The sequence below is a fragment of the Microbulbifer elongatus genome (assembly GCF_021165935.1).
Lineage (GTDB): Bacteria > Pseudomonadota > Gammaproteobacteria > Pseudomonadales > Cellvibrionaceae > Microbulbifer > Microbulbifer elongatus.
The window spans coordinates 379,335-394,395 of the sequence record NZ_CP088953.1 but is presented as its reverse complement, the minus strand read 5'-3'; the positions used below and the strand labels follow the sequence as shown (position 1 = coordinate 394,395).

The following is a 15,061-nucleotide window of genomic DNA, read 5'->3' as shown; positions in this document are numbered from 1 at the left end:
TTTATTTGAGACTCTCCACCAGTGCCTGTCCATTCTCTTTCAGTGCCAGGCACAGATTAATCCCTTCTTCGGTCTGCGCCAGGGCTCGCTGGTAGCCGGGTACCAGTTTTTGTTGCTGGGTAAACAGTAGCTGTATCTGCTGCAGTGAAGGCTGGTCACAGAAGTTGGCGCCAAAGCGCGGGGTATTGCGGCGCCACTGCTCCGGAATTTTAGCAACTACAGCGGCAAAGTTGTCCCGCAGCCACTGCCAGTTTCTAGCCTGAAGCTCCGGTTCTATCAGGGCGTTCTGGATCAGACCAAACGCTTCCCGCGCGCCCATTTTCTCACTGAGTGCCAGCTGGTGGATGGTGTCCAGTTGTAGCGGGTCGGTAACGCGGCCCATGGCATTGGCACTGGCGCTCTCAAACAGCGGGTCATCCAGTTCACTGCGGACCTGGATCAGATGGTCGAGAAATGCCGTGCCGGAATCCTGGATGGCAACGGTAAGCGCGCTTTCATACAGATCGGAGTCCAGTGCCGCTGGATCGCGCTCGCCATCGAAACCGGTAAACTGTTCCGCCTGTTGTTGCAGTTGCTGGCGGGTGTCCGTGTCTTTCGCCTCCAGGGCGAGAAAGCCCAGCAGGCGGCTGCGCAGTAGCTGGCTTTCGGAGTCATTTTCACCTGCGAGCTGCTGCACCTTCGCGCCGTACAGTTTTTTCAGAAAGCCCTGCCAGTTGGTGGCATTGGCATCGTCTACATAATGGTCCGAGTATTTGGCCAGGTAACCCAGAGGTGCCTCGACCACCTGGCGCTTGTCAGAGGTTGCCGACAGGCGCACGACTTCCAGCAGTGTTCCCGGTTGGAGGTTTCCGCTTTCGAAGGCGGCGAAGGCGCTGTCGATCAGAGACAGCCGCTCGGTAGGATTGAGATTGTCGAATTCATCCAGCAGGGACTGCCAGTATTTCTCTTCCATGGTGAAGCGGTAGTATCCACTGCCGTTCACATTGGGCATGACCCACTTGGGGCAGGTGCCGCCGGATACGGCAATCTCCTGTTGGCGGTCACTCAGAAATTCACACTGGGCGACGCCGGAATCGGTGCGCATACAGAATGGGATACTCCACTGTTGGCCGGTTTCAGCAATGGGGGAACCCAGTGGTTTGTAGCGCTGTTGCTGCACGATCACCGTGGCTTGGCCCTGAGTATTGCAGTTTACGGTCAGTGACAGCAGGGGTACGCCTTTCTGCTCTACGAAGGTGCGGAAGGTTTCGTTGAGCTGCGGGCTTTCGGTTTCGTCGCCGATCACCTGGTAGAAGTCCGGCGAGTCCGCGACGCCATCGGCGAACGTTTCTATGTAGCGGCCCAGTGCCGGGCGGAAAGTGTCCGCGCCAAAGTACTCGTCCACCATGTGGATAACACCGAGGCTCTTGGAGTAGGTAATGGCGTCGTAGGCGTTGCGGATATTGTTGTTGTCGGTAATCGGCTCGCGGATAGCGCGGGTGCTGGCAAGGGAATCCAGTTTCATTGCGCTGATGGCGCGCACCGCGGCATTCAGGTCGTGGCCGCCGTCCGGTTCCATGATGGTCAGAGCCAGCGGGGTGCCCCAGGTGGCGAAGCCTTCTTTCAGCCACAGGTCGTCCCACCAGGGCGGGGTGACCAGGTTGCCGAACCACATATGTGCGATTTCGTGGGCGTGTACGCCGAGCAGGGCCAGGCGCAGGCCGGGGGCGGGTTCGTCACCTTCCACCAGAATGCGCTGTTCGCGATAGGTAATCGCGGCAGAGAGCTCGGTGGCGCCACTGGGCCACTGGGGAGCGGCGATGATGTCGAGCTTGCGGAAGGGATAGGGGCGCTGCAGCTGCTCTTCAAAAATGCGCAGCATTTCCGGGGTTTTATCCAGCACGTACGCCATATCCTTGCCGCGACCTTTGCGCGCGAAGCCGCGCAGGGGCAGTGGGTCCTTGCGGTATTTGTTGGCGGGAATGTCCGGGCGCTCGACCACGTCGAAGGGGCCTACGGCGAGCGAGAGTAAGTAGGTGGGCATGGGACGGGTCTGGGCAAAGATGACCTTTTCCATACCGTTGCCGGCGTCTACGCGTTCGGTTTCGGGTCCGTTGCTGATGGCTTTGTAGCCGTTGGGGATGGTGAGGCTGATATCGTAAGTGGCTTTCAGGCCGGGTTCGTCGAAGCCGGGCAGGAAGCGGCGCGCCTGGATGGATTCGGATTTGGCCAGTGCGTAGGCATCGCCTTTTTCTTCGACCTTGAACAGCCCGGCTAGGTTTTTATCGAAGGGGGCGCTGTATTTGGTGCGCAGGGTGATTTTGCCGGCGGGGATACCACCGGCGAAGTCCACACGCACCACGCCGCTGTCGAGCATCTGGCGGTAGTGGGCGGCGACTTCTTTTTCTTTCTCATCGCCTTGGGCGGGTACGATGGCTTTGATGTCGGCGACGTCGATGTTGTTGCCGTGCATCCAGATGTGGTCGGTGGCTTTGTCCACTTCTATGTCAATTTCCACCTGGCCGTGGAAGGTATCCTGGCGGGGATCGAGGGTGAGGTCGAGGCGATAGGCGGTGGGGCGCACGCCGTCGGGGAGTTTGCCGGCGGGTGCTTGTTCTTCGACGCTGGGTTTGGCCTCAGTGGTTTTTGTCTCCACTGTCTGCTCGCTGGCGGTGGTTTCCTGTGTCGCGTTTTCCCGGTTGGGGTCGCTGGTGGTTTTGTTGTCAGTTCCGCAGGCGGTGAGCAGTATCAGTCCGGCAAGCAGGGCCGGAAGAGTAAGAATTCGCATGGTAAATCTTTGCTTTGGAATGGTTGGTTCGCTGGTTGTTCCTATTGTAGCGGGTTGGGTGGGGTGGTTTGGAGGGGGGGCGGGACAGAATGTGTCTGGTGCCGGCTCGACAGGGCTCTGAACTAGCTTAGGGGCGGCAAAAAGCTGGAGACGCGGACTCCAGCGTAGCGGCAAGCTTGTTTTTGATGGTGTGGTAGCTGTTAGTGTCGGTCATATTGGCGGACGCCGGGATACCGTACCGAAGCCCTTCAGCGCATCGGAAGTTGTAGCACCGGTTTTGGTGGATTAAGCGCGCCTGTTTGCCACTGTCGGTATGACCGCATGGTCATGGTGAAAGTTGGGAAGAGGGATGCATTCAAGCAGATTATGAGGGATTGCAGAAAAGGGGCCGATCTGGTGAAGGCGCTGCTGAAAAGCTCGGCTATTTCTAGGTTTGATTTTTAATTGGTCAACTCGAGTGATATCTGCTCATCCCTATTACAAGAAATTACAAATATCTGAATAAGTTTCCTTGGCAACTAAATGTTGGCGGGATATTCATCGTAGTTTTCTCGTTCCCCCTGAAACTGTGACACAGTTTTTGGTTTAATTTTGCGTCATTTGCCAGAAGTGGTGAATTTTGCATCTTGTGACAAAAAAAAATCAATAAATTTGGGGCTGGGGAAATGTTGCTTCCATTGATACGCCGATATCGTCGGTCGTTAACTCATGTGCATTCTTTTTATTTTTGGGCTCTTTTGCTGGCTGTTTCTATTCCCCAGTCTTATGCCGGTGAATTCGAGGTTTCTGGTAGTTACCTTTTTGTCCGTGATAAAGGGCAGCCGGTGGAAGAAACAATTAATTTCGGTGCTCCTGTGGCAGGGAGCTCTTATCGCTTGCGTGTATACAACGGCGCCGAAGATTCACATCCAGTTACATCGGCGACGGTGGTTTTGAATGGCAGTGAGCTGTTGTTCCCAAACGACTTCAGCCGAAAAGTCGATTTTTTGGAAGTTCCCGTCTCTCTGCAAATTCAGAACACCCTTATTGTACAACTGGGCGGCAAGCCTGGTAGTGGGTTGGTCGCGGAAGTTATTGGGATCGACAGTGAAAACCCGGTAATAACGGCTGCTATCGACCCGGCAGCAAATACGGCTGGCTGGCATAACAGCAATGCGACGGTGACCTTTAGTTGCTCCGATGCCTTTAGTGGTATTGAAAGTTGCAGTGACCCGGTTGTTGTGACCGAGGAGGGCGTCAGCCAATCCATCACCGGGATCGCAGAGGACAAAGCGACCAATCGTGCAGAAACACAGGTATCCGTCAGTATCGATAAAACGGCTCCGCAGATTGACGCCAATATTATACCTACCGCTAACAGCGCCGGCTGGCATAGGCAAGCGGTGAGTATTAGTTATCAGTGTGCGGACACTTTGAGCGGTGTGATCGAGTGTCCGAAAGAAGTGTCAGTTAGCGAGGAGGGGGGCAGCCAGATCGTGGCCGCCAGAGCCACTGATATTGCGGGCAATACGGCTGAAGTCCAGAGCAGCGTCAACATTGATTTTACCGCACCAGAAATTACTGCCAATTTATCTTCTGCAGCCAATGCGGCGGGTTGGCACAATGCCCCAGTAACCGTTAGTTATAAGTGTAGCGACGACCTGAGCGGTATCGTCCGGTGCCCAGAGGACCTCACCCTGAGTGGCGATGGTGAAGATTTGTCTGCAACTGGTACCGCCGAAGATCTGGCCGGCAATCTGTCTAGACTCGAAATTTCTTATAACCTGGACCAAGTCGCGCCTGAGTTAAGCTTCGTCTCCCCAGTAAATGGCTCTCTGGTTAGAGAGCCTCAGCCGCAATTAAAGTTGTTGGTGTCCGACAACCTGGCCCTGGACCCCGGAAGTCTAGAAGTGCTTATGGCTGGGAGTCCTGTTGCGGACTGTAGGATCAGTGAAAATTTCATCAACTGCACTTTGCCAGAATCGCTCCCGAGTAATTCCGAGGTGATGCTAACTGCCTCAATCATGGATATGGCAGGCAATATTGGTGAAGCGAGTATTACTACTGCAATCGACACTGATGGTGACTCAGTAGCCGACTACATCGACCAATGTGCGGAAACTTCAAGCGGCCAGCCGGTGAATGCAGATGGGTGCTCGCTTGCACAGCTGGACAGTGACAACGACGGCATTAACGATGCAGACGAAGTCGCAGCGGGCAGTGATCCAGAAGACCCCGCCAGCTTCCCACCATTGAGTATCGCGAGTTTTGTTGCCTCTCCTTCCGCTATTGAGAGCGGAGGGCAGCGGGTGGAATTGCGCTGGCGGGTCCATGGTGCGCAGCACATCGAGTTAAGCAATGATGTGGGAGACGGTGTCACATCCATTCTGACATCAGAGGGGACTCTGAATGTCAGCCCGCAAGTTACAACCAATTATACCCTCACCGCACGCGGCCCCCAGGGAGAGGTAAGTCGCAGTTTGGCTGTCACGCTGGACCTGCCTCCACCACCGGATTTGTGGAGTGAGCCCAGCATCCCAGTGCCGGATCAGATCGCAACTTCGCTAGCTGTGGCTAGTGATGGCAGCGCGTATGTGGGTGCTTTTGATGGCAATTTCTATAAGGTCGACCCTCGTGGAGAGATCGAGTGGACATTGGAGGGCGCTGGAGTCGTGATGGGTAAAGCGGCCATCAGCGGAGAGCGGGTGATTGTAGGTGCCAATATTAGTGGCAGTGGCTCGCTTGGGGGAAACGGCCGTGTTTATGCCCTGGCTGCTGATAAGAGCCTTTTATGGCAGGTTGATACCGACGGAGCCGTGGTTGCCGGGCCGCTGCTAAGTGACGACCACGCCATCATCTATATCGCTACCTACAGCGGAAATATCTACGCGTTCAATAGTGATAACGGCGAGGAATTGTGGCGCTTCCAGTTGCCAGGCGGTCAGACTATTACGGCCAGCCCAGTACTTTCCGGACATAAATTGATTGTGCATACCGAAGCGAATCAAGTATTTGCTCTGGACGCCGTTACCCCTTCTGCGGCTGAACGTGTCCTGTGGAACCGAAATCTATAATTGCTCTCACTCGTAGAGAACTGCAGTTTAGCTGGATTTGTAGATTATAGGCCGGCGGTTAGACCAACTTTTGGCTGCAGTTTTGCGGATTCTTGTTGAAGCAAAAATAAGAGTAAATGAAAGCGCTCCGCGCTGAAGAGAATGTAAAGGCAACGCTAAAATGACAAATGGATTTGCTTCTATCTTTAAAATTTTTCGGAATGTGCTAGCTGTTTCCGTAATAATTTTGGGGGCTTCGCAATCAGCTCATGCAAGCTGGCCGCCTTCGGTATCTATAAGTGATGGCGTAGAAAGTAACGATGGTGAGTACTTAATTACTGTAACCGCCTATCCGATCGCCGCTGGAAATGCTAGGAATATTTACAAGGTTTACGAAAAGCGCGCTGGAGAGAGCTGGACTCTTATAGATGAGAGTGAATCTTTGTACTTTCCTTATGCAGGAGGAGATCCAGATTTTGATGGCTCATACACAGTACCAGTTGTTAGAGAGAATGGTACGTATGAATATTTTGCGGAAGTAAAAAGGTATTGCGATATAGGTCCATGCGCTATGCATGGACCTATCCAAGATTCAGCGGATACTCCTATCATTGCGGTTGTGGTCAATAAGCCAGAAAAACCCGAAAAACCGCATATCAATTCCCTCCCATCATCTTTGGAAGCCGAGAACGGAACCTACAGTATAGGATGGCAACCACCTAGTTCAGGCGATTTCGATTACTACCTGGTTCAGGAACGCGAAGTCGGCGGTGAAAATTGGTGTTCAACCAATAACCCGTATAACGTTGGGGAAGACCAGTACGGGCACTGTTACGCCAAGAAAGTTAACTTCCCTACGGCTAACTACTCTGTTAGCGGTCGTCCTGAAGGGACTTATCGCTATCGTGTTTTCGCCTGTAATGCACTTGAGTGTGGCGATCCCAGTCCTGAAAAGTCGGTAACCGTACAGAAAATTAACCCGCCGGTAGTTTCATGGCGTCTTCCTGATGGGGAGGACCCTCTACAAGTCGGGCAATATGAAACACTGGCGGTATCGGTAAATGGAAACGGTTACGAGATTAGCAGCGTAGAATTTTATCGAAATAAAGTCGTGAGTTCGGGCGACGAAGATTTTTCTTCGCACTATATCGGCGTGGCCACTGATATCGATAGTAGCATCGACCAATGTAACAATTGCTACAGTGTGAACTGGCCATCCGTCGAAGACAATACAATCAAACTTATTGCCGTTGCTGTAAATGAGTACGGCAAAGAGACGCAGACATCGCGAACGATTCTGGTCGGCTCTAACGATCATCCGGAAGTGGCGCTGGATCTCGATGCCCTCCCAGAGACAATTGTTGAGGGAGAGGAGATCACCCTGATCGCACTGGCGAGAGATAGTGACGGCACTATCGATTCAACGCGCGTCGAATTCCTGTTAGATAGTGACACGAATGTAATCGCTACTGGTATCAGTGCAGGGATCGAAGACGGCTGGGAAAAATTCGAGGCGCAATGGACGGTCCCGCAAGCAGGTAGTTATTTGCTGGGCGTGCGCGTGTATGACGACGACAACGACTCTGGCACAATTTTTCATGAGGTAAGCTTCGACGCGCTTCTACCACCTGAAGCGCCAACCACGATATCCGTCAAGGCAGTAGATGGGAGTGGCGAGTACTCGTTGAGCAGTGGTGACACTTTTACTGGTGATTATTACACCGTTTCCTGGAATGAAATGGGTGCGCCGAGCTACAGGCTGCAGGAGGTAAGGGATGGCAATACTAACGATGCAAAATGGTATGAAACTAGCGGTCAGTCGGAAACTATCCCCAATCAATCGCATGGGGTGTACTCATACCGGGTAGTCGCCTGCAACGCCGCTGGTTGTAGCGATGAGTTGGAACCACCTCAGTGGAGCCCGGAATTTACTGTCGATGTAGTGCGAGTGGCACCTCAAGCCCCTGCTGGGCTGACTGCCGGTTCGGTACATGCGGGTTTTGATATTACCCGTCGTACCAAACTGAATTGGAATTCGGTCACCACGTCGCCTAAACCGCGTCATTATCTGGTGGAGGAAAAAACGGGTGGAGTAGATTCTCCAGCCAGTTGGAGTGAGGTCGCGCGTCCGCTCCATAGTGAGGACGCGGGCTACTCCCCCACCTTTACCATCCCCAATCGCGATCCGGGTATCTACAGCTATCGCGTGAATGCCTGCAATGCAGAAACCAGTTGTAGCAGTGATGGAGAGATTGTCACCGTCGAAGTGGTGCCGCCAACCCTGTTGGGCGCCGAGTCCGCCTGTGATGGTCAGTGCCTTCGCGTGGCCGGTATCGGCCTGGACCCGGGTGCTGCCTTTACTCTGACGAACCTCCGCAATGGTGACCAACTGTCGATTGCCAACAATGATCTCGACTGGTATCCACCTCAGAACAATGGCCCAATAGAACAGCAGGACCCCACCACTTACGTTCACATCCCGTTAAGCGCGGCAATGAAAAGCGCGTTCAATGAACAGGACGGGCTGCATATTTCCGTTGCAATGCCAAGTGGTGCGCGTGCTGGTATTGAGGTCTACGGTAACCCAACGGTGGAGCGCTTGAGTCAAATTGATTCCGCCCCTACAGTCGGCGCGGACGGCACAGTGTATGTGGGATCCGGTAGTAATGTTTATGCACTGAACCCTGAAGACGGCTCAGTGAAAGACGGCTGGCCTTTCGCTACCCAGGATACTGTCAAGGCTACCCCCTTGGTGGATTCGGTGAATGGCAATATCTACGTGGGCTCTCTGGATGACTACCTCTATGCCTTGACGCCCTATGGCCTGGAGCAGTGGCGTCTGCAAACAGGGGGGGATCTGGTGGCTTCCCCTGTACTGGACGAGAACCGGATTCTTTATCAGGGCTCCATGGACGGTGCCATCTACGCGGTGCAGGCGCAAAACGGAGCCGTGCAGTGGACATATCCGGCTGGTGCCGGGATCGCGGAAACGCCGGTGCTGGCTGGTAATGGCACTCTGTATTTCACAACTGTCGGTAGCGCGCGGGTATATGCATTGGGCCGGGGCATCTTGGGGCCGGATCAGCTTGCTTGGGAGAGCAGCGATAGTTCTTTGTTGAAAGACAGCATGGAGGCGCTGGACTGGCAGCCTCGTGAACGGCACCTGCCGGAATACCGGATGGCGGCGCGGCTGTACCGGATGCTGCTGCAACCCGAGCTATCCCTTTCCCGCGATGTGCTGACCTTCTGGACCTACGCATTGGTAAACCGCGCTGGCATTGAGGAAGTAGCCGAGGCATTCCTGTCCTCCGACACTGGCAAGGCGACCTTTCCACCTTTACAGGACGATACGGCGTTTGTAGACGCACTCTACGAGCGCGCTTTCCCCGGACAGGAGCAGCCTGCGTTTACTCACAGTGGTCAACTCTACACTCGAAATCGCTTATTGGACGCCATGTCTGGCGGTGCCAGCCGTGCACAGATAGCCGTATTGTTTGCCCAGTCGGTGGAATACATTGCGGCGACCAGTGATCTCCTGTTCCGCAGCTTTGAATATATGTACGTACAGGACTATTCCTGGGCGGTATTCAGTTGTGACGAGGGTGATGAATACACCCGCGACTGTGACGAAGACGGCCTGCCGGATTACTGGGAAATTCTCTATTTCGGCAGTGACGGAGTTGAGAGCGGCGATTCCGATGCCGATGGGGATGGTGTTAGTAACCGGGACGCCTTCCTGGCGGGTATAGACCCCTGTGCCGAACTCTGTCGCCGCGGCGTGCTGAACGAGCCGCCCGCACCGGAACCGGCGCCAACGGTGGAAGACTGGGAGCTGAATATTTCCGCGCAGACCGGCAGCTTGCCAGGGGAATTCCGCGTCAGCGAGTCCGGCGCGGCCAGCTACCGCATCCCACTGAGCCTGCCTGCCGGTACTGCGGGCGTAGCTCCAGAGATCTCGCTCAACTATTCCAGTCAGTCCGGCAATGGCTTGCTAGGCCACGGTTGGGCCATCGGCGGCCTGTCGGCAATCTCCCGTTGCCGCCAGACCCTGGGTCAGGATGGTCGGGCCAGGCCCATCACCTGGAGTGGCGAAGACCGCTTTTGCCTGGACGGCCAGCGCCTGCTGGTAGTAGAGGGCGAATACGGCGCGCCCGGTAGTCAGTACCGCACCGAGGTGGACAGCTTTGCACTGGTAGAGCTGCACGGCGCTATCACTGGCGAGGACAGCTATTTCACCGTCGAGCGTAAGGATGGCTCTATCAGCTACTATGGCCGTCAGCTAGATAGTCGTCGCTCTGTCGAAAAGGGCGCCATGAGCTGGAGTATCAGTACGTTTGAAGACAGTGCCAGCAATCGTATCGAATTTATTTATGCGAACGACAACAGTGGTCACCGTATTGCTGAAATCCGTTATGCGTATACCGATGTGGATAGCAACAGGGAAACTGGTTACAAAGCCGGGCTTCTGTTTGATTACGAGGGGCGCCCTGACCCGATTCGCGGCTATACCGCTGGTGAACTGTTGCAAACCGGTAAGCGCCTCTCTGCCGTTCGCGTCCGCAATGATGGCGGAAACGGTATGTGGGAGGTGCGGCGTTACGAGCTCGACTACCTAAACTATCCCGCCGACCGTTTGAGTCGACTGGAGCGTATCCGCCAGTGCGTAGGAAGTCAGTGCCAGTCGGATACTGTGTTTGACTGGCGCCTGCCGGTGCCTGGCAGCTTTTCCGCAAGTGCCAGCGATGGCCTTACGCTGAGCCAGCAGGACGATCGCTTGGCAGCGGGCACGCGTCCCGTGGATATCAATGGCGATGGCCGCATGGATCTGATCTGGCTCGAGCCGGACTGGTATGACGATGGTTCTGGCGATATCGCCTTCCAGACCTTCAAGTATGTGTTGGCAGAGGAGTCGGGGTTCGGTCAAGAACGCACCGTCTATCGGGAGCCGGATAATACCAGCCGGCCCTATGAATGGCAGATGATCGACTACAACGCCGATGGCCGCAGCGATCTGATTACCTACCTGGATGACAAGAAACATTGGGGGGTTGTGCTCGCACAACCGGATGCCGACGGTGAGTGGACGTTAACTGGTAGTCCGACGCCGTTACCGGAACTGACCGAGCGCTACGCCAAATTCGCGGATGTCAATGGCGACGGCCTGGTGGATTACCTGACGCACAACCACTATCGCCTGCTGGAGCCCGCCGGTTTGCCGTCCAGCAGCAGTTACTACGCTTTCAGTGAGCAGAAAGATGTGACGCTGGATATCGACTGGGATCTGGTCGACTGGGAAAACCCGATGGGTGGCGATGTTACCCAGCGCACTGCACGTATGCGTCACAAGGCGGCGCCAGCGGATTTCAATGGCGACGGGCTGGTGGATCCCTTCGTCGATCTGTCGATGAGCGCCGAGTGTGTTCCCCCCACCTCCGACCCGGGCAGACCCTGTTATTACACCGGCGGAGTTGCCATTACTGCTTCTCAGGGGCTGGGTGAATACCGCAGCTATGTTTACCTGGGGCGCGTTACAACCCCGGAGGCAGCAGATATTAATGGCGACGGCCTGCCGGATGTCGTGTATCGCAAAGGCGCCGAAGGCTTTTACCGTATCAATAACGGTGACGGTTTCGGCGAGCCCGTGGCACTCGGAGAGTTCCCTGAGAATCGTCAGTACTTCGACTACGACAACGATGGCGATACCGATCTGGTTTGGCACGACCACGAGGCGGGCCGACTCAAAGTCCGGCGCTGGCACAGCCTGGATGGTGACCACGGGGAGTTTGGCGAAGCAGAATCCTTCCGCCAAACCTCGGGCGAGGAAAACGCTCTTCATCTGTTTGTCGATATGAATGGCGATGGTGTCAGTGACTATGTCCGTGTCGAGAATGATCGTGCTTATTTGTATCCAGCCACGGATGTCCGCGTGCCGGTCAATGTGGTGGAAAAAATCACCAACGGCCTCGGCGCCGAGACCGAGATAGCCTACGGCTCACTAACTCACTCCGGCCACTACACCCGCCGGGATATCACCGCCACCACTGAAAAGCGTTGTTCCAGTGCCCGGTATGGCGATACCTATCCGGAGTCAAATGGGGCGAATTACCTGCCCTGGTGTCGCGATTTTGAAGTGGCAGACCTGGCAGAGTATTACAGCTACCAGAATGATCCCTGGGAGGGTGACCAGCAGCTGGGTAAACCATCCCCGGCGTTGGAACTGATGGGCCCCATGTACTTGGTCACCCGCGTGGACAGCAGTGCACCGACAGGCACCGATCCTGATGCGAAAAGCGCGATCAGCTACTACTACGCCCAGGCCAAGATTCAGGCTGGCGGCCGGGGTATGCTCGGGTTCGAAAAGCTCACTACCGTCGATGAACAAACTGGGGTAAAGACGAGTACCACCTACCGGCAGGACTTCCCTTATCAGGGCTACCCGCAGAGTACCGAGGTTAGAACCAAAGACGGCAAATTACTCAGCCGCTCCGTTAACACCTGGACACTGAAAAATAGCGATGGCGAAGCCTGGCAAGAAAGCTGGCGCACGGCCGCCATGGATAGCGGCAGTGCCGAGCTTGGGCCACTACAGCCGCGGCTGGCTCAGAGCGTGGAGGAAAGCTTCGCATTAAATGGTGCCGACGATACACCGATCAAGACGGTCACCACGGTCAATGAATACGACAACTATGGTAATCCGACCGATATCATCGTTACTACCGCACAGGACAATGGCGATACTTTCGTGACCATTACCGGGAACACCTATGGCGGTTCCGGTGATAGTGTTTCGTTTATCCGTGACCAACAGGCACTTTCCACTTACGCAGAGCTTGGACGCCTCACTCACACCGTGGTAGAGCACAACCGCACAGTGGCCGGCGTGTTCGAAAAAGAAACGCGCACCAGCAGTTTTGATTACTATCAGACCGGTGCTTACGCGGGACTGATCGAGTGGGAAGAAATTGAGCCGGACAGTGAGTTTGCGCTGACCACGCGCTACACCTACGACAGTTACGGCAACAAGAAAACCGCAACCCGCGAGTCCGCCGGCGAGGCTTCGCGCTCTAGTGAATGGAGGTACGAGAACGACCAGGGCCGCTATCTTTTGTGGGAGAAGAACGCCTACCAGCAGAAAACCCGGGAGGTGATTGAACGCAATCACCTGGGGTTACCGGTACATGTGACCGATATTGCCGGCGTGTCTGCATTCATGGAGTACGATGCCTTTGGGCGTAAAGTACTCGAGTACAGCGAGACCGGCGCTTTCTCCAAGACCCTACTAGCGGCCGCCGGTGACCGCTGCCCCGTTGGCAGTGTCTACCAGCAGACCGTAACGGAAGCGGGAGGTGCGGAATCACTGGCCTGCTTTGATGTCTTGGCACGAGAGGTACGCAGCGGTACCCGCGGATTTGATGGTAATTGGGTATTCGCAGATACCGAATACGACAAGCTTGGCCGCACTTACCGCAAGTCCGAGCCCTACCGCAACAGCGCCCAGCACTGGACGGTGATGGACTACGACATCCTCGGCCGTGTGGTGGGTACCGATCTGCCGGGAACCATCAGCTTCAATGGCTTTATCGGTGACAGTGGTATCGCTCACGATGTGCACGTTGACTACAGCGGCTACCAGACCGTTACCACCAACCCGAACGGGCATACCAAAACGGAGCGTAAGAACGCTCGCGGTGAATTGGTGTTTGTCGAGGACAACCTTGGCGGCACACTTGAATACACTTACGATGCCCAGGGCAATCTGAAGACCGTCACCCGCACCGGCGACGAGGGATTGTTACAGTCCGTCACCACGATGGACTACGACAAACTCGGCCGTAAAAAGTCCATGAAGGATCCGGACAAAGGTGACTGGTACTACGGGTACAACGGCTTTGGTGAACTGGTATGGCAGATTGATGCCAAGCGGCAGCTGGTGATCAATGAGTACGACATGCTCGGCCGCCAGGTGCGCCGCACAGACTACCGCCACGTTGCAATCGAAGATCCCGCCACACTGGCCAGCAACGTCAACCCACAAGACTTCGCCTCTGTGGACGATATAGAAGGCGATACCTACTGGACATACAACACCGATAGTGCGTGGCAGTATCCGGAGGGGGCTCTGGCGATTCCGCCGGGGGCGCTTGAGCACGTTATGGACGTCGAGAGCGGATATATCAAGCACCACAGCTACGATCGGTTCGGGCGCGTTGAGATCACCAGCATCGACCAGAATATGGGCGAGACGGGTGACGAGTATGTACAGCGCACCACTTACGATGGCTACGGGCGAGTGTTCCAGCAGTTCGACGCCGGCGGCGACGGCTTCAGTCATAGCGCCACGGAAAACCGCTACAACGATTACGGCTATTTAAAGGCCGTGGTGGATGGTGAGGCTGTCAACCAGGCTAGCGCGGAAAACTTCTATACCGTGCTGGCCATGGATGAGCGCGGCAATGTTACCCGCTTCCAGCAGGGCAATGGCGTGGTTACCGAACGTACCTACGACCCGGCCACCGGTCGCCTGCTGGGCCAGACCGCCTCAATCGGCAGTGCCTTCCATGTCCAGAAGCTCACCTACCAGTGGGACAATCTGGGCAACCTGGACTGGCGCAAAGACGAGAGCGGCGACAAAGATCTGTTTGAGGATTTCGAGTACGACGGTCTCAATCGCCTGAAGAGTGCGCAGGTCACCGGTCGCGAGTCGCAGACGATTCAGTACGACGGCCTCGGTAACATCGAATACAAATCCGATGTGGGCGACTATTACTACGCCGACGAAAGTGAATGCGATAATGCTGCCGGTCCGCACGCAGTCTGTGCCACTTCCGACGGCGTCCAGTACCGGTACGATGCCAACGGCAACATGGTCGAAGACAGCAGCCGCAGCCTGCAATACAGCACCTTCGATAAGCCGCTGTGGATCAAAAATACCCGTAATGGCCACGTTACCGAATTCAAGTACGGACCGGATCGCAGCCGCTACCTGCGCATCGATACCACGTCCAGCGGTGCGGTGACCGAGACCCGTTATATCGGCAACGTGGAGCGAATCTCACGGCCCGACGGTAGCGAAGAGGTCAAGCGCTACCTGCCCGGAGGTGCGGTGGTCACTATTAGCAGTGGTGAGCGTGAAAGTCGCTATCTGCACAAGGATCATCTGGGCTCGGTGGATGTGATTACAGACGCAAGCGGGTCAATCCTGCAGGAACTGTCCTTCGATGCCTGGGGGCAGCGGCGCAATGCACTGAGCTAGGAAGCGCTG

At 55.5% G+C, this 15,061-nt stretch carries 3 protein-coding genes; 2 read left to right on the top strand and 1 reads right to left on the bottom strand.

Translation table 11 applies throughout. The annotated features are described in order from the left end of the window. Position 1: 1 nt before the first annotated feature. On the bottom strand, positions 2 to 2,767 hold the full coding sequence (locus LRR79_RS01565) for a M1 family metallopeptidase (RefSeq protein ID WP_231758686.1): 2,766 nt from the start codon (positions 2,765 to 2,767) through the stop codon (positions 2 to 4). A 665-nt stretch (positions 2,768 to 3,432) separates the two neighbouring features. Here LRR79_RS01565 and LRR79_RS01560 point away from each other — a divergent pair. Further along, on the top strand, positions 3,433 to 5,820 hold the full coding sequence (locus LRR79_RS01560; RefSeq protein ID WP_231758685.1) for an outer membrane protein assembly factor BamB family protein: 2,388 nt from the start codon (positions 3,433 to 3,435) through the stop codon (positions 5,818 to 5,820). Between the two features lie 1,090 nt (positions 5,821 to 6,910). Beyond that, the gene (locus LRR79_RS01555; protein WP_231758684.1) at positions 6,911 to 15,052 is read left to right on the top strand and encodes a SpvB/TcaC N-terminal domain-containing protein; all 8,142 of its coding nucleotides are present in this window, start codon (positions 6,911 to 6,913) and stop codon (positions 15,050 to 15,052) included. The last annotated feature ends 9 nt before the right edge of the window (positions 15,053 to 15,061 follow it).

Bases quoted from the DNA above. Each gene is read 5' to 3' on its own strand.
- LRR79_RS01565 (WP_231758686.1), bottom strand. From the start codon at position 2,767: ATGCGAATTCTTACTCTTCCGGCCCTGCTTGCCGGACTGATACTGCTC.
- LRR79_RS01560 (WP_231758685.1), top strand. From the start codon at position 3,433: ATGTTGCTTCCATTGATACGCCGATATCGTCGGTCGTTAACTCATGTG.